The organism is Orlajensenia leifsoniae (genome assembly GCF_004570845.1).
Taxonomy (GTDB): domain Bacteria; phylum Actinomycetota; class Actinomycetes; order Actinomycetales; family Microbacteriaceae; genus Orlajensenia; species Orlajensenia leifsoniae.
On the sequence record NZ_SPQZ01000003.1, the window covers coordinates 307261 to 330654 of the forward strand.

Here is a 23394-nt window from a genome sequence, read left to right on the forward strand (position 1 = left end):
ATGGGGTTCGCTTTCGATCGGGGGGGGTCAGGAGCAGCAGGATGCGGGTGCGGCTGCGGCCCGCGGGGCGTCGGAGAAGGAGTCCGCGGTCGAGTCGGCAGGCACCCCAGTGGAACACACGCCGGTAGCCGGAAGCTGAAGGTGCACGCGCGATGCCTCCGCCAGGTCGCCGTCGAGCCAGGCCACGATGGAGCGCACCTGCTCGTGGCCCGTCGCGAGCAGGAAGGTGGGGGCGCGCCCGTAGCTCTTCATGCCGGCGAGGAAGAAGTTCGGCTCCGGCTGCTGGAGTTCGGCGAAGCCGTGCGGCTCGACGGTGCCGCAGCTGTGAACGTTCGGGTCGATGAGGGGCGCCAGGCGGCGGGGCGCCTCGACGACCTCGTCGAGGTCGAGGCGGATCTCGCGCAACATGTCGAGGTCCGGCCGGAACCCCGTCGCGTTCACGACCACGTCGGCGTGCAGGGTCGTCTCGCCGTCGGGGCGACGTCCGGTGATGGCGACACCGGCATCCGTCGCCGCGAGACGCACGATCTCGAAGCTCTCGACGCGCTCGACGGCTCCGGAGGCGATGAGGCGTTCGACGCGCTGACCCAGCGAGGCGCGGCCGGGCAGGCCGTCCGCATCCGATGTCGACACCCGCGCCGCCGCGGGATTGCGGATGAGCCAGGTCACCCGGGTGCCGGGCTCCTCCCGAGCGAGCTTGGCGAGGTTGATGAGGGTGTTCGCGGCCGAGTGGCCCGCGCCGACGACGATGGTGTGACGACCGGCGAACCGCGACCGCTCCGCGCCGAGCACGTCGGGGAGGGCGGCGCTGATCGACGCGCGTACGGCGTCGTAGCCGAGGGGGTCGAGACCGCTCGAACCCAGGCTGTTCGGGTGCTCGAAGGTTCCGGATGCATCGATGACAGCTCGAGCCGTCAGCTCCGAGACGCCGTCTGCCGTCGCGAGTCGCAGGACGAACGGCGTGCCGGCGCGGCCCAGCGAGCGGGTGCGGTCCATCCCCTCCCGCGAGACCGACAGCACCGTCGTGTCGGTGCGGAGGCGCGAGGCTATCGGCTCGAGGGCCGCGAGCGGCGACAGGTACTCGTCGACGAGCTCGCCTGCGTAGGGGGCGACGCCGACGGCGGGCGGAGCCCAGCCGGTCGCCTCCAGGAGACGCCGGGCCGCGGGATCGACGAGGTGCTCCCATGGCGAGAAGAGGCGGATGTGCCGCCACGACGCGATGCTCGCCGCCGACGCCGGACCACTCTCGAAGACCACAAAATCGATGCCGCGCTCGACCAGGTGCGCTGCCGCCGCCAGGCCGATCGGTCCGGCGCCGATGATGGCGACCGGCAGGCCGTCGAGCCGCGGCGACCGCCGCACGGTCGGCGTGAGGTCGAGCAGGGTCATGGCATCTCCTGGATCTGGCGGCTGGAGCAGCAGGGCTATATCGATGGCTGTCGATATGAAGTATCCCGCTCTATATCGATGGATGTCAATATCCTCTAGACTCGCGGTATGTCGCAGACGATCAGCCTCCTTCCTGTGACCGACGTCACTGCGTGCTGCTCACCCCTCACTCGCGAGACCCTGACGGCGGCCAACGCCGATGACCTCGCGCGGTCGCTCAAGGCTCTGGCCGATCCGACTCGGCTGCGGCTGATCTCGATCGTGGCGGCATCCGAGGGCCAGGAGGCCTGTGCCTGCGACCTGACCGAACCTGTCGGACTCAGCCAGCCGACGGTGTCGCATCACCTCAAGGTGCTCGTCGACGCCGGGTTCCTCAGCCGCACGCAGCGCGGCACCTGGGCGTACTTCGCGCTCGTGCCGGGGGCGCTCGACTCCGTGGCTCGCCTGCTCGTCAGCGCCTGAGGTCGCGCACCGCTCGGTGAGGGCCGAGCGCAGCGACCGCCCGAAACATGTCGGGCAGGTGTCGGGCCGGGAGAGCGCCTCGACCTCGGACGTCGTCCGGGCCGGCGAACGGAGGTTATCCCTGCCGTTGGAGGCGCCGGATGCCGCAGACTGGAGAGGTTCCGGGCGCGAAGGGAGCGTGGACGAATGGCGAGCACGCAGTACCACGGCGCCATGACTCCCGAGCGGGCGGCCGCGATCCTGGGCGTCTCGCCGACGGCGACCCCGACCGAGATCCGCGCGGCGTACAACGCGCGAGCCCGCCTCGCGCACCCCGATCGGTTCGCCGGCGGAACACCGAAGCAGCAGACTGATGCCGCGGCCCGCTTCATCCGCCTGACCGAGGCCTACGAGGTGCTCCGGCTGTACGGCGGACGCGCAGGTGGACCTGGGCCGGGACACGGGCCTCCGGCATCCGGAGCCTCCTCGGCCACCCGCCCTCCGCACGTCGACGACAACCCAGCGCCTCGCGCCTCGGGGACCTCGCACCGCGCGCCGGCGTCGGGCGACTACGGACCACCCCGTGCAGATGACGACGGAATCTGGATGACGCGGCCCGACCACGCCACGCGCGAGGCCACGCGGCGGCAGCGGGCCGTCGTGCGGGGAGTCGTGATCGTCATCGCGGCGCTGGTGGCATTGGTGTTCTCCAGCAACGCGGTGGGACTCTCGCCCGGCAGCTTCGGCATTCCGCCGCACTCGGACTGGTTCCTGCCCGTGATGCTCGTGGCCGAGCTCGTCTGTCTGCTCGCCGTGGCGTCGTGCGCGGGGTATGCCGCGACAGGCGTGCCCTGGCTGGGCCGCGTGGGAGTGGCGCTGGCAGGCGCCGTCGTGCTGGCGTTCATCGCCTCGGCGATCATCTCGGCGCCGTTCACGTTCAGCACCCTCGTGTTCACGTCGTTCGCGGCGTTCGTGACCGCGAGCCCGTTCCTCGCGCTCGTGCTCGTCGGTCGGTCGCGGCAGGAGGCACGGACGCACCGCGCCAGTACCAGCCCCGGCACCGGCACCGGCGGCCCTGGGACCACCGACACCGACCCCGCCGCCTCCGGCTCCTAGCCGGTGTTCTGCAGTCCGGCGGCGACGCCGTTGACCGTGAAGAGCAGCAACCGCAGAGGCTCGGCTGCGGCATCCGACCCCTCAGCCGATCGCAGGGCGCGCAACGCCCGCAGCTGAAGCAGGGAGAGCGCGTCGACGTACGGGCTGCGCAGGCGCACGGCGCGCTGCAGCACCGGACGGCGCTCGAGCAGCTCGGAGTTGCCACTCGTGCGCAGCACCCATTCACGGGTGAGAGCCATCTCGTCGAGCACGAGATCGCGCAGGTCGTCGCGGGAGCCCAGGGCGAGATAGCGCTCGGCGAGGCGCACATCCGTCTTCGCCAGAGACATCTCGACGTTGTCGATCATCGCGGCGAACAGCGGCCAGCGCGCATAGGCGGCCCGCAGCTCGTCGATGTCGCCGACGGCCTTGAGGGCCGTGCCGAGACCGAACCAGCCGGTGAGGTTGATGCGCGCCTGGGTCCACGAGAACACCCACGGAATGGCCCGCAGGTCTTCGAGCGACTCCACCGAGAGTCCGCGGCGGGCTGGGCGAGAGCCGAGGGCCAGCAGCCCGATCTCCTCCATGGGGGTGACCTGCGCGAACCAGGGCGCGAAGCCGTCGGCCTTCACCAGCTCGAAGAAGCGTTCGCGCGAGGTCTCGTCGAGGCGGTCGGCGAGCGAGCGGAACTCCGCCGCAGCCGCCCGGTTGGCCTCCTCGTTCGCCGGGGCCGATGCGAGCAGCGCGGCGGAGGCCATCTGCTCGATGTGGCGCTCGGCGATGGACTGGTCGCCGTACTGCGCGAAGATGACCTCGCCCTGCTCGGTGAGCTTGAAGCGTCCGTCGACCGATCCGGGAGGCTGGGCCATCACGGCCTCGTTGGCCGGTCCACCTCCGCGTCCCAGGGCTCCGCCGCGTCCGTGGAACAGGGTGAGGACGATGTCGTTCTCGGCGGCCCACTCCGAGATGCGGGCCTGGGCGGTGTCGAGTGCGAGGGCTGCAGCCACGGGTCCGACGTCCTTCGAGGAGTCGGAGTAGCCGAGCATCACCTCGACCTTGCGACCCGTCGCGGCGAGGCGGGCCTGCACGGCCGGGAGCTCGAGCATGCCGTTCAGGATGTCGACCGAGGCCTCGAGGTCGGCGAAGGTCTCGAACAGCGGCACGGCGTCGAGCACGGGGGCATCGGCCCCGAGGGCGGCATCCGCCAGCTCGTAGACGGTGGCGAGATCCTCCGCACTCTGGGTGAACGAGACGATGTAGCGGCGCGAGGCGTTCACACCGTAGGTGTCCTGCAGCGTCTTGATGGTGCGGAAGACGGCGAGCACCTCCTGGCTCATCTCGCCCAGTTCGCCGCCGGCGCGTACCTCGGCGAGAGTCTCGCGGTGCACCTTGGAGTGCTGGCGCACCTCGAGCTCGGCGAGGTGGAACCCGAAGGTCTGCACCTGCCACACCAGCGCCTGCAGCTCACCGTAGGCGCTGCGGCGTGCGCCGCCGGCACTGAGCGAGCTCTGGATGACCCGCAGTTCGGCGATCAGCTCCTCGGGTCCGCTGTAGGCGAGAGCCTCGTCGCCCGTTCGCGTCGCGGCGATGCGAGACGCCACGACGAGCAGCACGCGGCGGTGCGGCTCGTGCGGGGCTCGTGTTCCGATCTGCGAGGCCACGGCAGCCGCCAGTTCGCTCTGGCGCTCCCACAGCGCCTTCAGATCAGCGGATGCCGGAGTGTCGCTGGAGTCGATCGTCAGCGTGCGACCGATGCGCGTCGCCGCCCGTTCCAGCCCGAACAGCACGTGCTCCGAGGCGATGCGGGCGGCCTCGAGGGTGGTGTCGGCCGTGACGAACGGATTGCCGTCGCGGTCGCCGCCGATCCAGGTTCCGAGGCGCATGAACGCGGGTGCCGCAGCGGGCGCGACCCCGGCGGCGTCGGGCTGCAGGGCGTCGTCGAGCATGCGGTAGACCCGCGGGACGACCTCGAACAGTGTCTGGTCGAAGATGCTCATCGCCGTGCGCACCTCGTCGAGCGGCGTGGGACGGGTCGTACGAATCGGCGACGTGCGCCACAGGGTGTCGATCTCCTCGAGCATCCGGCGGTGCACCTCGATGGCCGCCGAGCTGTCGGGGCGCACCACGTCGTGGCGGTCGAGCTGCTCCGAGATGCGGCGGATCGCGGATGCCACGGCCCGGCGCCGCGCCTCCGTCGGGTGCGCGGTCAGCACGGGGTGGAAGCGAAGCCCCTGCAGGCGGGCAGCGGCCTCGTCGGCGCCGACCTCGTCGACGAGGCGGGCGAGGGCTCCGGGGAGGGTGTCGCTGGCGGCATCCGTCTTCGACGTGTCACGCGAGCGCAGCACGCGCACACGGTGGTGCTCCTCGGCGAGGTTGACGAGGTGGAAGTAGACGGTGAACGCCCGCGCCACCTGCTCGGCGCGGGTGGGCGTGAACGACTCGACGAGCTCCTCGGCCGCCTCGATGGAGACGCGCCCGTCGCCCTCGTAGGCCTCGATCGCGAGGCCCCGCAGGCTCTCGACGTCGTGCAGCAGTTCGGGCCCGCCGGCCTCGGTGAGGATGCGGCCGAGCAGGCTGCCGAGCAGGCTCACGTCGGAGCGCAGAGCGTCGGCAACACCGCCTCGCACCACGTCGCGGCCGGGTTCTTCCAGGGGCGTCGAGATGAAAGTCACTCGCCGAGACTACGGCCTTCCCGTGTACGTCATGTTTCGCGTGCGTCTTCCGCTGACACCGTGGGGCTCCGGATGCCGCGGGCCCACGGCGCGAACCTCAGTCGAGGTGGAAGACCTCCGGGATGTCCTTCCACCACTCGCCCTCGGCACGATCGGCGAACGGTCGCTGCAGCGGCTCGCACACGGCCCACCACTCCTGCGTCGCGGGGTCGGCGGCGATAGCGGCCATGTCGGCCTCGAAGTCATTGCCGACGTACTCCATGTAGGAGAACAGCACGTCGCCGTGGCGGTAGATCGAGTAGTTCGTGACGTTGCTGCGGGTGAGCCTGTCGAGCACCGCGGGCCAGACGGCGGCGTGCAGGCGTTCGTACTCCTCGACGTTCTCCGGCGGCATGCCGATGACGGAGGCGAGCCGCTTCACGAGCGTGCCGCCGCTGCGCGCACGCGCAGGTGCGTGACGCCGCCGTCGACCTCGAGCGCCGTACCCGTCGTCGAGCCCGAGAGCGGGCTGGCGAGGTAGGCGATCGCGGCCGCCACCTCGACGGGCTCGACCATGCGGCCCGTCGCCTGCCGCGCGTCGAGGGCGGCTCGCTCTGCGGCCGGGTCGGCGAAGCCGGCCAGCATCCGATCGACGAAGGGAGTCGCGACGGTGCCGGGGCTGACGCAGTTCACACGGATGCCGTCGCCGACGTGATCCGTGGCCATCGCGTACGTCAGCGCGAGCACGGCGCCCTTCGACGCCGCATAGAGGGCGCGCTGCGGGAGGCCGTTGAGCGCGGCGATGGAGCACAGGTTCACGATGGCAGCGGCATCCGACGCCCGCAGGAAGGGCAGGGCTGCTGCTGTCACGCGCGCCATGCCGACCACGTTGATGTCGAGCACGCGCGCCCACTCGGCGTCGTCGTTCTCCTCGACCGTGCCGACGGCACTGATGCCGGCGTTGTTCACGACGATGTCGATGCCGCCGAGGGCGTCGGCGATGGCTGCGACGGCCAGGTTCACCGAGTCGCGGTCCGACACGTCTGCGACGAAGCCGTGCAGCGGCTCGGGCAGCCCGTCGATGGCGCGGTCGAGCACGGCCACGCGGGCTCCACGGTCGGCGAGCGTCTGCGCCGTCGCCAGGCCGATGCCCGAGGCGCCGCCCGTCACGAGGGCGACGAGGCCGTCGAACTCCCCGGCGCTCACTCCCGCGGCGCTCATGCCTGCACCAGCGTCTGTCGTGCGCTGCCGAGACCGTCGATCTCGAGCTCGACCACGTCGCCGGCACGCAGGTAGGGGTTGCCCTCGATGCCGAGGGCGACGCCGGCCGGGGTGCCCGTGTTGATGACGTCTCCCGGATGCAGCACCATGAACTGGCTCACGTACCAGATGACGTGCGCCACGGAGAAGAGCATGTTGGCTGTGGTGCCGTCCTGTCGGACGGTGCCGTTCACGCTGAGCCGCAGCCCGAGCGCCTGCGGGTCGCCGACCTGATCGGCCGGGACGAGCTCGGGTCCGAAGGGGTTGAACGTCTCGCAGCTCTTGCCCTTGTCCCACTGGCCGCCGCGCTCGAGCTGGAACTCGCGCTCCGACACGTCGTGCGAGACCGCGTATCCGGCCACGTGGGCGAGGGCGTCATCGGGCGAGTCCAGGTAGCGGGCCGTCGTGCCGATCACGACGCCGAGCTCGACCTCCCAGTCGGTCTTCTCCGATCCGCGTGGGATGAGCACGTCGTCGAAGGGGCCGACCATGGTCGTCGCATCCTTCATGAAGATCACGGGCTCGGCCGGGAGGGCGGCCCCGGTCTCCTCGGCGTGGTCTCGGTAGTTGAGGCCGATGCAGACGATCTTGCCCGGCCGCGCGATGGGGGCGCCGACCCGCTGGTCGGCAGCACCCTCGAGTTCGGGCAGGTCGGTGAGCGCCGCGCGCAGGCGGGCGATGCCGTCGGCGGCGAGGAACGCGCCGTCGAAGTCGTCCGTGACGCTGCGGGCGTCGAGGGTGCGGCCGTCGACCTGAACGACGGGGATCTCGGAGCCCGCCTCGCCGAGGCGGGCGAGGCTGATGGGAGTGCTGGTGGTCACGAGGTCTCCTCCTGGAGGTCGGTGGCGGGGGCGGTGCTGGAGTCGGGGAGTGCGAGGTCGAGGGAGTAGAAGTCGACGGCGCTGCCGGCGAGGATGCGCGCCCGTTCGCTCTCGTCGAGGTCGGCGAGCAGCCCGGCGATGCCGGCGAACACCCTGGCGTAGCCGCCGGCGATGAGCGAGACCGGCCAGTCGCCGCCGTACAGCAGGCGATCGGGGCCGAACACCTCGAGGGCGTGATCGAAGACCGGGCGGATGCCGTCGACGGTCCAGTCCGCCGGGTCGCCGACGGCGGAGTACAGACCGGAGACCTTGCCGAAGACGAGGGGGTTCTCGGCGGCCCGGGCGAGAAGCGACCGCCACGGCTCGTCGTCGGCAGCGCCGATCGGCGGCTTGTTGAGGTGATCGAGAACGATGCGGAGCCGCGGATGCCGTTCCGAGATCGCGACGACTGCCTGCAGGTGCTCCGGCAGCACGCCCACGACGTCGAACGGCACTCCAGCCTCCTCGAGCAGGCCGAGGGTCGCGTCGACATCGTCGCGCAGGAGCCAGTTCGGGTCGCTGCGGTCGTGGATGAGGTTGCGCACGCCGCAGAACAGCGGCTCACGCTGCAGTTCGGCGAGACGCTGGGCCGCCCGGTCGGGCTCGTGCAGCGGAACGTAGCCGACGACCCCCAGCACCTGCGGCGAGCGCCGCGCGACCTCGAGCATGTACTCGGTGTCCTCGTCGTTGTCGGCCGACTGCACCAGGACGCTTCCTGTGATCCCGGCTGCGGCGAACGACGGCAGCACCTCCTCCATCGGGATCGAGCGATGCAGGATGCCGGCATCCGGACCCAACCACGCGTACTCGGCCCGGTTCAGGTCCCAGACGTGCTGGTGCGAATCGATGATGACGCTCACGGGCGCCCCCTCGTCTCATGTGCGGTGATGGGCAAAGATCTGATGACTGTCGGCTCAGCAACGCGGCGCCAGCCTAGGATGTGCCCATGGCCACACGCACCGCAGACGGCGAGACGCCGCGTTCGCAGTCGAACGTGGTGATCGACGGCATCCGCGAGATGCTCACCAGCGGTCGCCTCGTCGCCGGAGCCAGGCTTCCGGTCGAGAAGGACCTGTGCGCCATGCTCGGGGTCTCGCGCGGATCGCTGCGCGAGGGCGTGCGCGCTCTCGTGGTGCTGGGCGTGCTCGAGACCAGGCAGGGCGACGGCACCTACGTCACCGATCTCGGGCCGAGCCAGCTGTTCGAGCCGCTCGGCTTCCTGGCAGACCTGCAGTCGCCCGAGAACAGCGTGCACCTGCTCGGGGTTCGTCGCGTGCTCGAGCCGGAGGCGGCCGCCCACGCCGCCCTGAACATGAGCGATGCCGACCTCGAGGCTGCCGGGCGCATCCTCGACCGCGGCGACGCGCTGCTCGCCGACGAGCCGGGCATGGACCTCGAGGCCACCATCGACGTCGACACCGACTTCCACCGCCTCATCGCGCACGCCAGCGGCAACCCGGCGTTCGCGGCGATCATCGAGGCCCTCGTCGGGCGCACGGCCCGAGCCCGGCTGTGGCGCGCCATCCACGAGCACGGAGCCGTGCGCGAGACCCAGCGGGAGCACCGTGCCATCCTCGACGCCCTGATCGCCCGCGATCCCGATCGCGCGCGCATCCGCATGTCGGTGCACGTGCTCGGAGTCGAGGAGTCCACCGCGATGCACTTCGGCGAGACGGATGCCGCTGCCGAGGCTGACGGCGGCGGCGCGGGCTGACCGCTCAGCCACGGCGCACCAGGCCGCGGTCGTCGAGTGCCGCCCAGAACTCCGCCGGGATCTCGCGCTCGTAGCGCTCGGCCGTTCCGCGCACCTGCTCCGCCGTGCGCATTCCGACGACCACCGAGACGACCGCCGGATGCCGCAGCGGATAGGCGATGGCCGCCTCGGGCAGCGTGATGCCGAACTCCTCGCAGACGTCGGCGATGGCGTTGGCCTTCGCGATCAGCTCGGCCGGAGCCGGGGCGTAGTCGTACAGGGCGTTCGCGGGCGGACGCGGCTGCGACAGGAGCCCGGAGTTGTAGACGGCGGCGGCCACGATCCCGACACCGCGCTCCTCGGCGAGCGGCAACAGCTCGTCGAGAGCACCCTGTTCGAGCAGGGTGTATCGACCGGCCAGCATGATCACGTCGACATCGTGGCGGCGCACGAACTCGGCCGGCATCGCCGACTGGTTCATGCCGGCGCCGACGGCGCGCACCACGCCCTCCTCGCGCAGCTCGATGAGCGCGGGGATGGCCTCTGCGTGGGCCTCCTGCCCGTGATCGTCGGGGTCGTGCAGGTAGGCGATGTCGATGCGGTCGAGGCCGAGCCGCTCGAGGCTCCCGTGCACCGACCGTCGGATGCCGTCGCGGCTCAGGTCCCACTCGCGGCGCACCGTGGCCGGCACGGCGAAGCCGCCGTCGTCCATGGTGCCCTCCGGATACCCGCTCGGCACGAGGAGGCGACCCGCCTTCGTCGACAGCACGTACTCGTCCCGCGGGCGGTCGGCCAGGGCAGGGCCGAGGCGGCGTTCCGAGAGGCCCAGTCCGTAGTGCGGTGCCGTGTCGAAGTAGCGGATGCCGGCATCCCATGCGGCGTCGACCGCTGCGCGGGCCTCGGCATCCGTCGTCTCCCGATAGAGGTTGCCGAGCTGGGCGGCGCCCATCCCGAGTTCGGTGAGGGGCAGGGCCGACCTCAACGTGCGACTCAACATCGAGGAACCTCCACAGCGACGGGCAAGGGTGCCCCTAAAGATTAGATCAATTGGTTCCAAAAGACCATTTCTCTGCGATAATCAAGTGGTACTCGCCCAATTGATTGGGTGAATCACCCGACATCGAGGATGCCGCCGGGCCAGAAGGCACGCTGGATCTGCTCGATTCGTCAGATCACTGCCCAGGAGGCTCAATGTTGACCGCCGCTTACACAGGCGATTCCACGATCGCCATCGCCGAGGCGGAGCCGCAGGCTCCGGACGCAGGGCAGGTGCAGATCCGGGTCTCCTACGTGGGCCTCTGCGGCACCGACCTGCACATCCTGCACGGCTCCATGGACGCCCGCGTTCAGACGCCGCTGGTGTTCGGTCACGAGATGAGCGGCACGATCGCGGCCGTCGGAGCCGGCGTCGACGGCTGGGATGTCGGTGATGCCGTGACGGTGATGCCGCTGGACTGGGACGGCACCTGCCCGGCCTGCCTCGCCGGCAACCAGCACATCTGCCAGAACCTCGACTTCATCGGCATCGACTCCCCCGGCGCGCTGCAGGCGCTCTGGAACGTGCCGGCAGCCACCCTCGTGGCACTCCCCGCAGGCATCGCCCTCGACGCCGCGGCCCTCGTCGAACCCGTCGCCGTCGCCGTGCACGACGTGCGCCGCTCGGAGGTCGCGCCCGGCGAGAAGGCCGTCGTGATCGGCGGCGGCCCGATCGGCGTGCTGATCGCCACGGTGGCCCGGGCCTTCGGCGCCGAGGTGGCGGTGATCGAGCTCGACCCGAACCGTCGCGCCCAGATCGAGGCGTTGGGCTTCGCCACTCTCGACCCGCGCGAGACCGACCAGGTGGCCTGGATGGAGGAGTGGACGGCCGGGGCCGGAGCCGACGTCGTGTTCGAGGTCTCGGGTGCTGCCGCCGCCGTTCTCGGCGCCACGGCCCTCGCCAAGGTGCGCGGCACCATCGTCGTGGTCGCCATCCACCCGACGCCACGCGAGATCGACCTGCAGCGCGTGTTCTGGAGGGAACTGCGCCTGCTCGGTGCGCGGGTGTACCAGCGCACCGACTTCGAGCGTGCGGTCGAGCTCGTGGCCGACGGCACGATCCCGAGCGCCGTGCTGATCTCCAAGATCGTGCCGCTCTCCGAGACGCGCGCGGCCTTCGACGACCTGCAGGGCGGCCGGGCGATGAAGGTGCTCGTCGACGTCCAGGCCGGGCAGCCCGCATGAGCGCCCTCTTCGACCTCAGCGGAACCACCGCCGTCGTCACCGGGGCCAAGCGCGGCATCGGCTTCGCCATGGCGTCGGCGCTGGCCGAGGCGGGAGCCGACATCATCGGCGTGAGCGCCACCATCGAGGAGGAGGGCAGCGCCATCGGCGCCGTCGTCGAGTCGCACGGCCGCACCTTCGAGGCCCGCGCCGTCGACTTCGCCGATCGCGAGGCCGTGGTCGCCCTCGGCGACGAGCTGCGCGGGCGGTCGATCGACATCCTGGTGAACAACGCCGGCACCATCGAGCGCGCCCCTGCTGCGGAGCATCCGCTCGCCCTCTGGGATCGGGTTCTCGAGGTGAACCTCTCGAGCCAGTTCGTGCTCACTCAAGCCGTGGCGAACGGGATGCTGGAGCGAGGTCGCGGCAAGATCATCTTCACCGCGAGCCTGCTGAGCTTCCAGGGCGGCATCAACGTTCCGGGCTACGCGGCGGCGAAGTCCGGCGTGGCCGGCCTCGTGAAGGCCCTCGCCAACGAGTGGACGGCCCGCGGCATCACCGTGAACGGCATCGCGCCCGGCTACATCGCGACCGACAACACGCAGGCCTTGAGGGCGGATGCCGATCGCTCGCGCGCCATCCTCGACCGCATCCCGGCCGGCCGATGGGGCGACCCCGACGACATCGCCGGTGCCACGGTGTTCCTGGCCGCACCGGCCTCGGACTACGTCTCGGGCATCGTGCTCCCCGTCGACGGCGGATGGCTCGGACGATGAGCCTCGTCGGCCAGCGCTTCGTACCCGTGATCGTCATCGACGACCCCGGACTCGCGCCCGATCTCGCCTCCGCCCTGCTGCGCGGAGGCATCGGCTGTGCCGAGATCACGCTGCGCACCGAGGCCGGCCTCCGCGCCATCGAGGCCGCCTCCGACGTTCACGATTTCACCGTGGGGGCGGGCACCGTGCTCACCGCCGCCGACGTCGATCGGGTGGTGGATGCCGGTGCACGTTTCGTGGTGAGTCCGGGCCTCGCCGACGACGTGGTCGAGCGGGCTCTCGAGCTCGGCGTCGACGTGCTGCCCGGGGTCGCCACCGCCACAGAGGTGCAGCGCGCCCTCCGCTTCGGGCTCGATCGACTGAAGCTCTTCCCGGCCGGCCCCCTCGGCGGGCTCGACCTCATCCGCGCCCTCTCCGGACCCTTCCCCGGGGTGCGCTTCCTCCCGAGCGGCGGAGTCACGCCCGAGAACGCGCCGGACTACCTCGCCTCTCCGACCGTCTTCGCCGTGAGCGGCAGCTGGATGGCCACGCGGGAGCTCATCGCTGCGCGTGACTTCGACGAGATCGCCCGGCTCAGCCGCGCGGCGACCGAGCTGGTGCCGTGATGGCCGGGGTCGTCGAACCTGGTGGGGTCGCGGCACCGGCTGCGGCATCCGCCGTGCTCACCCTCGGCGAAGGCCTGGGCGTTCTGCGCACCCGCGAGATCGGCTCGTTGGCCCACCTCGGCGATCTCGCCGTCGGCACGGGCGGGGCGGAGGGCAACGTCGCCATCGGACTCGCCCGGCTCGGAACCCCGGTCACCTGGCTCGGCCGCGTGGGCGACGACGGACTCGGCCGCCGCATCGTGCGGGAGCTCCGCGCCGAGGGCGTGACCGTCGTGGCGCCGGTCGACACGATGGCCGCGACCGGCCTGCTCATCAAGGAGTCCCCGTCGGCCGGGCGCACCGCCGTGACCTACTACCGCGCGGGCAGCGCCGGGAGCCGCCTGAGCCCAAGCGACCTCGACGCCGTCGACATCGCCGACTTCGCGCTGCTGCACATCACGGGCATCACCCCCGCCCTGTCGCCGACCGCACGAGCGACCATCGACGCCGTTCTCGATCGGGCGACGGATGCCGGCATCCCCGTCTCCTTCGACGTCAACCATCGCTCAGCGCTGTGGGCCGGCACCGGTGACGGCGAGGCATCCGAGACCTACCGCTCGCTCGCCGCGCGCAGCAGCATCGTGTTCGCCGGAGCCGATGAGGCGGCGCTGGTGACGGGCCTGGCCCCCGGCGACCCCGAGGCCCTGGCGCGAGCTCTCGCCGCGCTCGGGCCGGCCGAGGTGGTGGTGAAGCTCGGCGAGCGCGGAGCCGTCGCCCTCCGCGACGGCGAACTCACCGGGCGCGCCGCCGTGGCGGTCCCGGTCGTCGACACCGTGGGAGCCGGAGACGCCTTCGTGGCGGGCTACCTGGCCGAGCTGCTGCGCGGCGGCAGCGTGGCGGATCGCCTCGACCTCGCCGTGCGCACGGGAGCTGCGGCGTGCCTGCACCCGGGCGACTGGGAGGGCTTCCCGTCGCGGACCGAGCTCGAGCGCCCCGACGGAGCCGACCCCGTCAGCCGCTGACAGCGCCGACAGACAGGGCCGGGAGCGGCCGGAAGCGGCCGGCAGCGGCCGGGCGTCAAGCCGCCTGCGACACCGCCGGGATCTCGGCGACGGAGTGGTACACAGGCAGGCCGCGCTCGCGCGCGATCGCCACGTCCTGATCGGCGCCGGCCGAGGCGCCCGGCAGTCGCAGCACGGCATCGCAGTGCTGCAGCAGTCGCTCGGCCGTCGGGTACATGATGCCCGCGGCAAGGGGATCCGCCACGCCCTCGCCTCCAGCTCCGCGCAGAACCGGCAGAGCCACCCATTCGCCGATCATCGGGATGTGCCCGGCCTGGAAGATCGGCCACGCGGCCTCCTCGAGGCGGGCCAGGTTGGCGGCGAGGGCAGCGGGCTGGTCGTCGGTGCCCGAGCGGTAGGGTCCGGCGATGAGAATGAGCAGTGGTGTCGTCATGCCGTCACTATAATGGGGATAAACGCGCTTAATCAAGGAGAAACACGGATGTTGGCTGCTGAACGACGCGACTTCCTCGTGGCCCGGCTCGAGCGCGACGGCAAGATCGTGGCGAAGGACCTGGCCCGCGAGCTGGGCATCTCCGACGACAGCATGCGCCGCGATCTCCGTGAACTCGCGGCCGCCGGACTCTCGCAACGCGTGTACGGCGGAGCCCTCCCCGTCTCGCCGGCGATAGCCGACTACGCCACCCGCGGGACCATCTCCGTGGATGCGAAGGCGCGCATCGGCAGAGCCGCGGCCGAGCTGATCCGCCCGGGCTCGACCGTGATCCTCGACGGGGGCACGACGGCCCTCGCCGTCGCCCGGGCGCTGCCCGGCGACCTGCGCGCCACCATCGTCACGCACAGTCCGACCGTCGCGAGCGCCCTGATCCACCTGCCCGACATCGAGATCTTCATGATCGGCGGACGAGTGTTCAAGCACTCCGCAGTGACGAGCGGCGCGGCGGCGGCCGAGGCGGCAGCCGGAGTGAACGCCGACCTGTTCCTCCTCGGCGTCACGGGCGTGCACGCAGAGTCCGGTCTCACCACCGACGACGCCGACGAGGCCGCGATGAAGCGACTCCTCTCCCGTCGGTCGGCCGAGACCTGGGTGCTCGCGAGTTCCGAAAAGATCGGGGCGGCCTCTCGGTTCGCCGTGCTCGCCCTGAGCGAGGTGGCGGGCGTGATCACGGATGCCGCCGACGACGACCCGACCGTGACCGACCTCCGCGGTCGTGGCCACGAGGTGCTCTCGGCCTGAGAGCCGCCCCGACCCGAGGGCCGTCCCGTCGAACGTCCCGTCGAGCGTTCGGTCAGTCGGTGACGAGCTTGCCGTCGATGCGTCGCGGGATGCCCGTGGCCTCGTCACGCAGGTCCGTCGGCAGCAGGGCGGCCGGGGCGTCCTGGAACGCCAGCGGACGCAGGAACCGACGGATGGCGCTGACGCCCACGGAGGTGTGCTGCGAGTTCGTCGCCGGCCACGGTCCACCGTGGTGCTGCGCCCACGACACCCGCACGCCGGTCGGGTAGCCGTCGAAGACGATGCGCCCGACGCGCGGCGCGAGATCGCGCATCAGGATGCCGACGGCCTCGAGCTCGTCGTCCTCGCTGTGGATCGTCGCGGTCAGCGAGTCCGGCACGGCGTCGAGGGCGCTCAGCACCTGAGCCGCGTCGTCGTACCGCGCCACCACCAGAAGGGGCCCGAAGGCCTCCTCGGCGACGTCGGCCGTCAGCTCTGCGGCGTCGAGGCCGAGCACGGTCGGAACTCCGGTGAAGCCGTCGTCGGCGGTGCCGCCGGTCGCGAGTACGGAAACCGGCCCCGAGTCGATGAGGCGCTGACGGATCTCGTCGAACGAGGTCGAGATGCGCTCGTTGAGCAGCACGGGCGCCGATGCCGCCGCGGCCTTCTCGACCAGGCGCGCCACGAGGGCATCGCCAGCGGTTCCCCGGGGCACGAAGGCCACGCCGGGCTTGGTGCAGAACTGCCCGCCGCCGAGCGTGAACGATCCGAACAGGCCGTCGGCGATCTCGGTGCCGCGAGCCGAGGCTGCTCCGGCGGTGATGATGAGCGGGTTGAGGCTCGACAGCTCGCCGTAGAACGGGATGGGCTCCGGGCGGGCGGCGATGATCTCCATCAGAGCCTGCCCGCCTCCGAGGGAGCCCGTGAACCCGACGGCGGTGACGAGCGGATGCGCCACCAGCGTGCGGCCGGCTTCGGTGCCGAACACGATGCCGATGAGGCCGTCGGGGGCGCCGTACGCCGCGGCCGCCTCGGCGAGCACCGTGTGCGAGAGCACCGAGGTCTCGAGGTGGGAGGAGTGGGCCTTGAGCACGACGGCGTTGCCTCCGGCGAGCGCCGAGGCGGTGTCTCCGCCGGCGACCGAGAAGGCGAACGGGAAGTTGCTCGAGCCGAACACGGCCACGGGGCCGATCGGCACCAGCATCCGGCGCAGCTCGGGGGCGGGCCCGAGAGCCGTGGCGCCGCCATGGTCGATCGTCACCTCGAGGTAGCCGCCGTCGCGGAGGGCCTCGGCGAACAGCCGGAACTGGAAGGCGCTGCGGGACACCTCGCCGTCGAGGCGTGCCGTGCCGAGCCCGGTCTCACGGTCGGCGATGGCGACGAGCTCGGCCCGCCGGGCGTCGAGACCGTCAGCGAGGGCCTCGAGAAGACCGGCGCGCCAGCCGCGCTCGTTCCAGCGGGCGCGCTCGAAGGCGGCCTGGGCCGCCTGCACGGCGGCATCCGTCGCCTCGACCGAGGTCGGAGTCGTGCCCGTCGGGTGGGCCTCGCCCGTGCGCGGGTCGGTGCTGACGAGAGTGCCGGCGAGAGTGCCGGAGAGGCTGTTCTGCGATGTCATGGGTTCTTCCGGGTTCAGCGCAGCAGGCCGCGCGTGGTGAGGGATCGGTAGAGGGCGTCGATGCCGAAGGTCCACGGTGCCGCCTCGGTGCTCGAGCGCACGCGGTTGACGAGGGCACCGAGCCTGGGCTCCGCTATGCGCACGAGGTCGCCGTCGTGATGGGTGAACCCGCGGCCGGCCACATCACGGTCGTCGACCGGCGCGAACATCGTGCCGAGGTACAGCACGAAGCCGTCGGGGTACTGGTGGTGTGCCCCCACCACTTGCTCGACGAGGTCGGCGGGGTCGCGGCTGATGCGGGCGAGCTCGCTGTGGCCGTCGAGACGGTAGCCGTCCTCCCCGTCGATCGAGAGGCGCACGACAGAGGCGCGCAGGGCGTCGAGGTTATAGCTCGCGTCGAAGAGGCGAACGAACGGACCGACCGAGGCCGAGGCGTTGTTGTCCTTGGCCTTGCCGAGCAGCAGGGCGCTGCGACCCTCGATGTCGCGCAGGTTCACGTCGTTGCCGAGACTCGCCCCCACGATGCGGCCGTCGGAACTCACAACGAGCACCACCTCCGGCTCCGGGTTGTTCCACTGCGAGGCCGGGTGCACGCCCACGTCGACGAGCGGGCCGACGGTCGAGAGCACCGGCGCCTTGGTGAACACCTCGGCGTCGGGGCCGATGCCGACCTCGAGGTATTGGCTCCACCAGCCGCGCTCCAGCAGCAGGGTCTTGAGCGCCGAGGCCTCCTCCGACCCGGGGCGGAGCGCATCGAGCGAGCCGCCGATGGTCTCGAGGATCTCGGAACGGATGACGGCCGCGGCGTCCTGATCGCCGCGAGCCCTCTCCTCGATCACCCGCTCGATCATCGACACCGGGAACGTCACCCCGGCCGCCTTCACGACGTGCAGGTCGATGGGCGAGAGCAGCCATGGCCGCGTCTCGTCGCGGGTCTCGGGCGGGGTGTTGGCCGCGAGTTCGTCGAGGGTTCCGATCTCGGGTCCGGATGCCGCGGCCAGTGCGGCCGCAGGATCGGCCTGCTCGGTCAGGGCGTGCATCGTCGGGAAGTGCGCCGACACGTCGACGACGCCGTCGGCGCGGATCGCCACCACCACGGGGCCGGAGTGGCCGGGGCGCCCCTCGGCGTCGGGGAGCCAGGCCCGGCCCGCGAGGGTGCCGGCGTAGCCGTCGTCGGGCAGCAGCCCGCTCGCATCCGTTGGCCATGTCGTGGTCATGCTGCTCCAGTCGGTCGAGGTCGGTGTTCGTGGTCGGTGGTTCGTGGTCGGCAGGGCGACGGTCCTGGTCGCGGACTGTCAGCGCCGGTGGAAGGTGGCTGCGCGCTTCTCGGCGAAGGCGGCGCGGCCCTCGTCGGCGTCGGCGGTCGCGAAGGTGATGGTCTGCAGGTCGCGCTCGTAGCGCACGGCCTCCTCCTGCGTCATGTTGACTGCGGCGCGCAGGTTGGCCTTCGCCGTCTCAGCGGCGATCGGCGGGCGCGTCGCGATGACGGCGGCGAGCTCCTGCGCCCGCTGCACGAGGAGGCCCGGCTCGACCAGTTCGCTCACGAGGCCCCACCGTAGCGCCGTCTCGGCGTCGATCGGGTCGCCGGTCATCAACATGACGGCGGCGTTCGACGGGCCGACCGAGTGCGAGAGGAAGGTGGCCATGCCCCCGCCGCCGATCCAGCCGAGCTTGATCTCGGGGGCTGCGAAGCTCGCCGTGGTCGAGGCCAGCCTGATGTCGCAGCTGAGCGCGGTCTCGAGGCCGCCGCCGAAGGCGTAGCCGTTGACCGCGGCGATGACGGGCTTGCGGCCGGCGCGGATGGCGTCGCAGTAGTCGGTGCGATTGCGGAAGTCCCACGGGGTGGCGTACTTGTCGAGGGTGCGGATGTCGGAGCCGGCGCAGAAGGCGCGCTCGCCCTCGCCGGTCAGCACGATCGCGCGCACCTCGTCGGCACCGTTCGCCCACTCGATCACCTCGACCAGCGCATCCGACATCTCCTGGGTGACCGAGTTGAGCTTCGCCGGTCGGGCCAGCGTGATGGTGGCGACGTGGCCGTCGACGGCCAGGCGGATCTCGTCGCTCGAGGGGGTGATCATGCGCGCGACCTCTCTGGGTTGGTGGGGGTGTGAACGGATGCGGTACGGGCGGATGCCGCAAGCGAGTCGTACAGCGCGTCGATGCGGCCGAGCGTCGCGTCGATCTCGATGGGGCCGACTCCCCCGACGAGGATCTCGCGCAGCACAGCGGAGGCGTGCGACTGGAACGGGATGTAGCCGGCCACTCGCGGACGCACCCACGCGTCGGCCATGGTGCGCCGGGTGCGCCGGTAGAAGTCTCCGGATGCCGTATTCACGCCGTCATCCGCCCACGCACTCGCCAGGCTCGGCTGGCCCGCGTTCTGCGGGATGAAGCCGGCCTGCGTCGCCGGGTCGAAGAGCCCCGCGAGGTGCGCGATGAGGGCGGCATCCGGAACGCTCCGTCGGGTGATGGCGATGCCGGTTCCACCGATGGTCGATCCGCGGCGCCCGCCCGCGGCGACGCTCGGCGCCTCGGCGAAGCGCAGCGCCCCGGGGCCCGACGCGTAGTTCACGTAGCCGTAGACCAGCGGGATGTAGGCGATGTCGCCGACCGACCGCATCCGTTCGAGGAGACCGATCGGGTTGAGCAGGGCGGATGCCTCCGGCGACCTGGCCGCGAGCTCGGCCAGCAGCGCGACGGCCTCGCGGCCCGTCGCCCGCGACACGAACCCTGCACCGGGCAGCACGGCCGGCTCCTCGCCGAGCGCGACGCACACCGAGGCGAAGCTGAGCAGAGCGTGCGGGCCCGCCAGGCTGAGCGCCACGGGAACCTCGGCGGCGAGAGCCACGACCTCGGGCCACGTGGCCGGGGCGGCCTCGACCAGGTCGGGCCGGAACACGGCCACCTGGGTCGCGGCATCCAGCGGCAACGCCCAGGCTCTGCCGTCGACGACGTAGGAGCTGAAGCTCGGGCCGACGCAGCCGGCCTCGAGCGCGTCGAGCAGGCCGGCGTCGAACACCTCGTCGACGGGCCTGATCGCGTCGGCTGCGACGGCGTCGCCCAGGTGCGGATGATCGAGCACGATCACGTCGTAGCGTGCGGCCAGCTCCTCGATGGGGGCCGATTCGAATCCCTCGAGCGGATGCGCGTCCCACTCGATGAGGACTCCTCCCCGCTGCGAAGTGGCATCGACCGCAGCCCGCTCCAGGGCGAGCCGCCCGCGCGGGTGGTCCCAGGTGAGGCCGCGGTACTGCGCCATCACGCTGGTACGACGGGCGCCGGCTCGGCGGGCGCGGGCGCAGTCGCGGGCGACGGGGAGGCCGCATCGGGAACGGCATCCGTCGCCACGGCCGGTGTCGCAGCAGCAGCCCCGCTTCCCAGCAGTGCCTCGATGCTCTCGCCACTGAAGCCGGCCTCCGCCAGAACCTCGCGGGTGTGCTCCCCGACGAGCGGCGCACCGCGGTAGAGCCGGGGCGGGGTCTTGGAGAACTTGTACGGGAAGCCGGGCGTCTTCACGTGACCCTCGGTGGGGTGGTCGTACTCGATGAAGGTGCCGTTGTGGGCGATCTGGGGGTCGTCGACGAGCTCCTGGTAGCCGAGCACGGGTCCGATCCAGATTCCGGCGGCGCCCAGGGTCTCGATCCAGTAGCCGGCCGGCTTCTCCCGGAGCTTCGCAGCGGTCTTCGCGTGGATCTCGTCGCGGCGCGTCCAGCCCTCCACCTCGCTGTTCCAGCCCTCGAAGGCCGGCTCGTCGATGAGGCGTCCGAGCTCGTGCAGGTCGGCGAACGCCAGTGCGACGTAGCCGTCGCTGGTGGCGAAGACCCCGTACGGCGCCCGGATGTAGACGTGGGCGTGCGGCTCGGCTGAGCGCTCCTGGGTCTTCTTGCCGACGGTGAACACCGACAGCTCCTGCATCTGCAACGTGGTGAGAGCGTCGAGCATGTTGACCGTCACGAACTGGCCCTCGCCCGTGCGCTCCCGGTGCAGCAGAGCGGCGAGAACGCCCTCGAAGGCCGTGGACGCCGTGATCGCGTCGGCCAGGTATTGGCCGGCAGGCGACGGCTCGTCGCCGTGGCGACCGGCGGAGAGCATCGCCCCCGACATCGCCTGCAGCAGCAAGTCTTGACCCGGGCGGTCGCGATACGGGCCGTCCTCGCCGTAGCCCGAGATCGACACGTAGACGATCGAGGGGTTCACCGCCCGCAGCGACTCGTAGTCGACGCCGAGTCGGGCTGCGACTCCGGGGCGGTAGTTCTGTAGGAAGACGTCGGCTCCGCGCACCAGCTCGCGCAGGGCTTCCGCTCCGTCGGTGCTCTTCAGGTCGAGCGCCACCGAGCGCTTGTTGCGGTTGAGGGAGAGGAACGACACGTTGATCTCGTTGCCCGCCGCCCCGCCTGCGGCAGCGTGACGCTGCCATTCGCCGCTGGTCGGCTCCACCTTGATCACGTCGGCTCCGAGGTCGCCGAGCCGCTGCGCCGCGAAGGGCCCGGCCATGGCGATGGAGCAGTCGATGACGCGGTAGCCCGCCAGCACTCCGGTGGTCTCGGTCACGGGGTCTCCCTGTCGTCGTCGTGCACGAGCACCTCGGCGCCGCCGCCAGCCGCGCTGCGCAGCATGGCGTCGATGAGCTCAACGGAGCGTGCTGCCACCTCGGCGTCGGAGTTGTTCTCGGTGCTCGCTCCGGTGATGAGGTCGATGAAGCGGTTCGGCGGCACGATGCACTCGTAGGCTCCGGAGCCGGGCGGCACGTCGAGGTCGAACTTCTGCCCGTCGTAGCGGTGCAGCGACATGCGCTCCCGCTCGGTGTCGAGCAGCAGCACGCCCTCGGTGCCGAAGATGCGGATGTCGACCTGGTACGGATCGCCGTCCGGAACCGTCGCAGCACCCGACAACGACCCGAGTGCGCCGTTGTCGAAGGTGATGACAGCAGCGTTGAAGAGGTCGACCGCCGCTCCCCCGGTCGACACCTTCGCCATGACGGATGCCGCCCGCAGTCCGCTCAGCCAGAACAGCAGGGCGCTCGAGTGCGTCACCTGCCCGTGGGCGTAGCCGCCGCCGTGGGCCGGCGACTGCCAGGTCGACGGGTCGGGACCGCTGGTCTGCGAATCCCAGAGCGCCCGGATGTGGTTGGTGTCGCCGGCGAACAGGCCCCGGGTCGGGGAGGCCATGTGGCAGAGCACGTGCTGGACGGTGCCCAAGTGGCCGGCATCGACGAGCCGCTTGGCCTCGATCGTGAACGGCTTGTAGTTCCAGCCGTAGGGCGCCAGGAAGTGCACGCCGGCGGCCGTCACGCGGTCGGCGAGATCCCATCCCTGCGACGCGTTGAGCGTCACGGGCTTCTCGACCAGAACGTGCAGGCCGCGGTCGATGGCCGCAGCCGCCTGGGCGTAGTGCAGGTCGTGAGGGGTCGAGACGACGACGGCGTCGAGGCCGGCGTCGAGCAGCTCCGAGTAGTGGGTGGTGGCCATGCCGAAGCCGAACTGGTCGCGCACGGCGCCGAGTTCGGGCCCGATGCCGCAGACTCCGACGAGCTCGACGTCGTCGCGGCCCGCGAAGATCGGGAAGTGGTTGCTGGTGGCCCACCAGCCGGCGCCCACGGCGCCGAGGCGCACGCGGCTCATCGGGCGTCACCCGGTGCCGGCGCCCAGCGTCGACGGCCGTCGATGACCTCCGACGAGACGAGGCCGCGGCGCTGCATCCGTTCGAGGTTCCCCGTGACGGGGAAGACCGCGTAGTCGAGGGCCTCGGCGTTCCACGGTCCGAGCCGCTCCCCCGCGGCCCGCACGAGTTCGAGGGTGGTCGCCGGGCCGGCGCTGCGGGCGAGTTCCTCCGCGAGCACGGCGTCGATCAACTCGGTGTACTCCACGCTCTCGTCGAGGAACGCCGTGGCGTCCTCCCCCTCGTAGACCGGATAGTGCGCGGTGAGCACGAGATCGGCGTCGAGCGCCCGGAAGGCAGCGATCGAGGCGAGGTACGGGTCGACGTCGCGGTAGGTCGGCGGGAAGGCCGGCCGGCCGTCGGCGAAGGGAACCGTCGCTCCGAGGGTGGCGTCGCCGATGACCAGTGCGCGGTTCGACGGGTCGTGCACGGCGATGTGGCCGGGGCTGTGTCCGGGGACGTGCAGGATCGTGACGACGCGGTCGCCGAGATCGACCTGCTCCCCACCCGTGACGACCCTGTCGACGGGCACCAGGTCGGAGACCGAGCGCAGGTAGGCGGTGGTCTCGGCCGGGTCGTCGAACCCGTCGGTGTCGCGGAACTCGCCGTAGCGCACGTCGATGAGACGCTGCACGTCCTCGGTGAGATCGCGGTCGAGTTCGTGCACGAGCAGCTCGACGCCCGGGATCGCCGCCTTGAGCGCGCCGTTGCCGCCCGTGTGGTCGAAGTCGCAGTGCGTGTTGATCGCCCAGCGCACGGATGCCGGATCGATGCCGTTCGCGGCGAGGTACGGCAGCAGCGTCTCGGTGATCGACTCCCGGATGCCGGTGTCGACGAGGAGCGCGCCGGCGGGGCCGACGAGCAGGTGGAGTGCCACGAAGCGCTCGCCGAGCGGGGCCTCGATGCGGTGCAGGCCGGGGCGGATCAGCATGGTG

Annotated in this window: 23 protein-coding genes; 8 read left to right on the forward strand and 15 right to left on the reverse strand. The window is 71.4% G+C overall.

The window, feature by feature from the left end:
* Positions 1-27: 27 nt before the first annotated feature.
* Positions 28-1389, reverse strand: coding sequence for an FAD-dependent oxidoreductase (locus tag E4M00_RS09340; protein ID WP_135120214.1), 1362 nt, complete (start codon positions 1387-1389; stop codon positions 28-30).
* Positions 1390-1497: 108 nt separating this feature from the next.
* On the opposite strand from E4M00_RS09340, the gene E4M00_RS09345 reads away from it, so the two are divergent.
* The gene (locus E4M00_RS09345) at positions 1498-1851 is read left to right on the forward strand and encodes an ArsR/SmtB family transcription factor (protein ID WP_056169882.1); all 354 of its coding nucleotides are present in this window, start codon (positions 1498-1500) and stop codon (positions 1849-1851) included.
* Between the two features lie 186 nt (positions 1852-2037).
* A complete protein-coding gene (locus E4M00_RS09350; protein WP_204772984.1) occupies positions 2038-2946 on the forward strand; it encodes a J domain-containing protein in 909 nt (302 codons plus the stop codon).
* On the opposite strand, the gene E4M00_RS09355 is transcribed toward E4M00_RS09350, so the two are convergent.
* From E4M00_RS09355 to E4M00_RS09375, 5 genes are all read right to left on the reverse strand, one after another.
* Positions 2943-5597: a phosphoenolpyruvate carboxylase gene (locus E4M00_RS09355; RefSeq protein ID WP_135120215.1), complete on the reverse strand. Its 2655-nt coding sequence runs from the start codon at positions 5595-5597 to the stop codon at positions 2943-2945. The genes E4M00_RS09350 and E4M00_RS09355 overlap by 4 nt on opposite strands.
* A gap of 97 nt (positions 5598-5694) precedes the next feature.
* Positions 5695-6018 (reverse strand): L-rhamnose mutarotase, encoded by a 324-nt coding sequence (locus tag E4M00_RS09360; protein WP_135120216.1) that lies wholly within the window; start codon positions 6016-6018, stop codon positions 5695-5697.
* A complete protein-coding gene (locus tag E4M00_RS09365; protein WP_135120217.1) occupies positions 6015-6797 on the reverse strand; it encodes an SDR family NAD(P)-dependent oxidoreductase in 783 nt (260 codons plus the stop codon). The genes E4M00_RS09360 and E4M00_RS09365 overlap by 4 nt, the downstream gene beginning before the upstream one ends.
* Positions 6794-7639: a fumarylacetoacetate hydrolase family protein gene (locus tag E4M00_RS09370; protein WP_135120552.1), complete on the reverse strand. Its 846-nt coding sequence runs from the start codon at positions 7637-7639 to the stop codon at positions 6794-6796. Before E4M00_RS09370 ends, E4M00_RS09365 begins: the two co-directional genes overlap by 4 nt.
* 14 nt (positions 7640-7653) lie before the next feature.
* Positions 7654-8556 (reverse strand): amidohydrolase family protein, encoded by a 903-nt coding sequence (locus E4M00_RS09375; protein ID WP_135120218.1) that lies wholly within the window; start codon positions 8554-8556, stop codon positions 7654-7656.
* 86 nt (positions 8557-8642) lie between these two features.
* Here E4M00_RS09375 and E4M00_RS09380 point away from each other — a divergent pair, with 86 nt between their 5' ends.
* Positions 8643-9410 carry a FadR/GntR family transcriptional regulator gene (locus E4M00_RS09380; protein WP_135120219.1) on the forward strand — a complete coding sequence of 256 codons (768 nt, stop codon included), beginning with the start codon at positions 8643-8645 and terminating at the stop codon, positions 9408-9410.
* Positions 9411-9414: 4 nt separating this feature from the next.
* Here the strand turns inward: E4M00_RS09380 and E4M00_RS09385 are convergent, their stop codons facing one another.
* Positions 9415-10386 (reverse strand): aldo/keto reductase, encoded by a 972-nt coding sequence (locus E4M00_RS09385; RefSeq protein ID WP_135120220.1) that lies wholly within the window; start codon positions 10384-10386, stop codon positions 9415-9417.
* 194 nt (positions 10387-10580) lie between these two features.
* On the opposite strand from E4M00_RS09385, the gene E4M00_RS09390 reads away from it, so the two are divergent.
* The 4 genes from E4M00_RS09390 to E4M00_RS09405 are packed head-to-tail and all read left to right on the forward strand — an operon-like array spanning position 10581 to position 13970.
* Positions 10581-11609 carry a zinc-dependent alcohol dehydrogenase gene (locus E4M00_RS09390; RefSeq protein ID WP_135120221.1) on the forward strand — a complete coding sequence of 343 codons (1029 nt, stop codon included), beginning with the start codon at positions 10581-10583 and terminating at the stop codon, positions 11607-11609.
* On the forward strand, positions 11606-12364 hold the full coding sequence (locus tag E4M00_RS09395; protein ID WP_135120222.1) for an SDR family oxidoreductase: 759 nt from the start codon (positions 11606-11608) through the stop codon (positions 12362-12364). Before E4M00_RS09390 ends, E4M00_RS09395 begins: the two co-directional genes overlap by 4 nt.
* On the forward strand, positions 12361-12969 hold the full coding sequence (locus E4M00_RS09400) for a bifunctional 4-hydroxy-2-oxoglutarate aldolase/2-dehydro-3-deoxy-phosphogluconate aldolase (protein WP_240036981.1): 609 nt from the start codon (positions 12361-12363) through the stop codon (positions 12967-12969). The genes E4M00_RS09395 and E4M00_RS09400 overlap by 4 nt, the downstream gene beginning before the upstream one ends.
* Positions 12969-13970 (forward strand): sugar kinase, encoded by a 1002-nt coding sequence (locus E4M00_RS09405; protein ID WP_135120224.1) that lies wholly within the window; start codon positions 12969-12971, stop codon positions 13968-13970. The genes E4M00_RS09400 and E4M00_RS09405 overlap by 1 nt, the downstream gene beginning before the upstream one ends.
* A gap of 55 nt (positions 13971-14025) precedes the next feature.
* Here E4M00_RS09405 and E4M00_RS09410 read toward each other — a convergent pair whose 3' ends face one another.
* Positions 14026-14403, reverse strand: a complete 378-nt coding sequence (locus E4M00_RS09410) for a DUF4406 domain-containing protein (protein WP_135120225.1) — start codon at positions 14401-14403, stop codon at positions 14026-14028.
* 48 nt (positions 14404-14451) lie between these two features.
* On the opposite strand from E4M00_RS09410, the gene E4M00_RS09415 reads away from it, so the two are divergent.
* A complete protein-coding gene (locus tag E4M00_RS09415; protein WP_135120226.1) occupies positions 14452-15207 on the forward strand; it encodes a DeoR/GlpR family DNA-binding transcription regulator in 756 nt (251 codons plus the stop codon).
* 52 nt (positions 15208-15259) lie between these two features.
* Here E4M00_RS09415 and E4M00_RS09420 read toward each other — a convergent pair whose 3' ends face one another.
* From E4M00_RS09420 to E4M00_RS09450, 7 genes are all read right to left on the reverse strand, one after another.
* Positions 15260-16801, reverse strand: coding sequence for an aldehyde dehydrogenase (NADP(+)) (locus E4M00_RS09420; RefSeq protein ID WP_135120227.1), 1542 nt, complete (start codon positions 16799-16801; stop codon positions 15260-15262).
* A gap of 14 nt (positions 16802-16815) precedes the next feature.
* On the reverse strand, positions 16816-18018 hold the full coding sequence (locus tag E4M00_RS09425; protein ID WP_135120228.1) for a fumarylacetoacetate hydrolase family protein: 1203 nt from the start codon (positions 18016-18018) through the stop codon (positions 16816-16818).
* Positions 18019-18096: 78 nt separating this feature from the next.
* Positions 18097-18879, reverse strand: coding sequence for an enoyl-CoA hydratase/isomerase family protein (locus tag E4M00_RS09430; RefSeq protein WP_135120229.1), 783 nt, complete (start codon positions 18877-18879; stop codon positions 18097-18099).
* On the reverse strand, positions 18876-20060 hold the full coding sequence (locus tag E4M00_RS09435) for a type 2 periplasmic-binding domain-containing protein (RefSeq protein WP_135120230.1): 1185 nt from the start codon (positions 20058-20060) through the stop codon (positions 18876-18878). Before E4M00_RS09435 ends, E4M00_RS09430 begins: the two co-directional genes overlap by 4 nt.
* Positions 20060-21352: a CaiB/BaiF CoA transferase family protein gene (locus E4M00_RS09440; protein WP_204772985.1), complete on the reverse strand. Its 1293-nt coding sequence runs from the start codon at positions 21350-21352 to the stop codon at positions 20060-20062. The genes E4M00_RS09435 and E4M00_RS09440 overlap by 1 nt, the downstream gene beginning before the upstream one ends.
* Positions 21349-22422, reverse strand: coding sequence for a Gfo/Idh/MocA family protein (locus E4M00_RS09445; protein WP_135120231.1), 1074 nt, complete (start codon positions 22420-22422; stop codon positions 21349-21351). Before E4M00_RS09445 ends, E4M00_RS09440 begins: the two co-directional genes overlap by 4 nt.
* Complete coding sequence (locus E4M00_RS09450) at positions 22419-23390, reverse strand: MBL fold metallo-hydrolase (protein WP_135120232.1); 972 nt, start codon at positions 23388-23390, stop codon at positions 22419-22421. The genes E4M00_RS09445 and E4M00_RS09450 overlap by 4 nt, the downstream gene beginning before the upstream one ends.
* Positions 23391-23394 lie beyond the last annotated feature (4 nt).

Coding starts and splice junctions, on each gene's coding strand:
- E4M00_RS09415 (WP_135120226.1), top strand. CDS start 14,452: ATGTTGGCTGCTGAACGACGCGACTTCCTCGTGGCCCGGCTCGAGCGC.
- E4M00_RS09385 (WP_135120220.1), bottom strand. CDS start 10,386: ATGTTGAGTCGCACGTTGAGGTCGGCCCTGCCCCTCACCGAACTCGGG.
- E4M00_RS09430 (WP_135120229.1), bottom strand. CDS start 18,879: ATGATCACCCCCTCGAGCGACGAGATCCGCCTGGCCGTCGACGGCCAC.
- E4M00_RS09340 (WP_135120214.1), bottom strand. CDS start 1,389: ATGACCCTGCTCGACCTCACGCCGACCGTGCGGCGGTCGCCGCGGCTC.
- E4M00_RS09420 (WP_135120227.1), bottom strand. CDS start 16,801: ATGACATCGCAGAACAGCCTCTCCGGCACTCTCGCCGGCACTCTCGTC.
- E4M00_RS09410 (WP_135120225.1), bottom strand. CDS start 14,403: ATGACGACACCACTGCTCATTCTCATCGCCGGACCCTACCGCTCGGGC.
- E4M00_RS09350 (WP_204772984.1), top strand. CDS start 2,038: ATGGCGAGCACGCAGTACCACGGCGCCATGACTCCCGAGCGGGCGGCC.
- E4M00_RS09445 (WP_135120231.1), bottom strand. CDS start 22,422: ATGAGCCGCGTGCGCCTCGGCGCCGTGGGCGCCGGCTGGTGGGCCACC.
- E4M00_RS09365 (WP_135120217.1), bottom strand. CDS start 6,797: ATGAGCGCCGCGGGAGTGAGCGCCGGGGAGTTCGACGGCCTCGTCGCC.
- E4M00_RS09345 (WP_056169882.1), top strand. CDS start 1,498: ATGTCGCAGACGATCAGCCTCCTTCCTGTGACCGACGTCACTGCGTGC.
- E4M00_RS09395 (WP_135120222.1), top strand. CDS start 11,606: ATGAGCGCCCTCTTCGACCTCAGCGGAACCACCGCCGTCGTCACCGGG.
- E4M00_RS09435 (WP_135120230.1), bottom strand. CDS start 20,060: ATGGCGCAGTACCGCGGCCTCACCTGGGACCACCCGCGCGGGCGGCTC.
- E4M00_RS09380 (WP_135120219.1), top strand. CDS start 8,643: ATGGCCACACGCACCGCAGACGGCGAGACGCCGCGTTCGCAGTCGAAC.
- E4M00_RS09390 (WP_135120221.1), top strand. CDS start 10,581: ATGTTGACCGCCGCTTACACAGGCGATTCCACGATCGCCATCGCCGAG.
- E4M00_RS09450 (WP_135120232.1), bottom strand. CDS start 23,390: ATGCTGATCCGCCCCGGCCTGCACCGCATCGAGGCCCCGCTCGGCGAG.
- E4M00_RS09405 (WP_135120224.1), top strand. CDS start 12,969: ATGGCCGGGGTCGTCGAACCTGGTGGGGTCGCGGCACCGGCTGCGGCA.
- E4M00_RS09425 (WP_135120228.1), bottom strand. CDS start 18,018: ATGACCACGACATGGCCAACGGATGCGAGCGGGCTGCTGCCCGACGAC.
- E4M00_RS09400 (WP_240036981.1), top strand. CDS start 12,361: ATGAGCCTCGTCGGCCAGCGCTTCGTACCCGTGATCGTCATCGACGAC.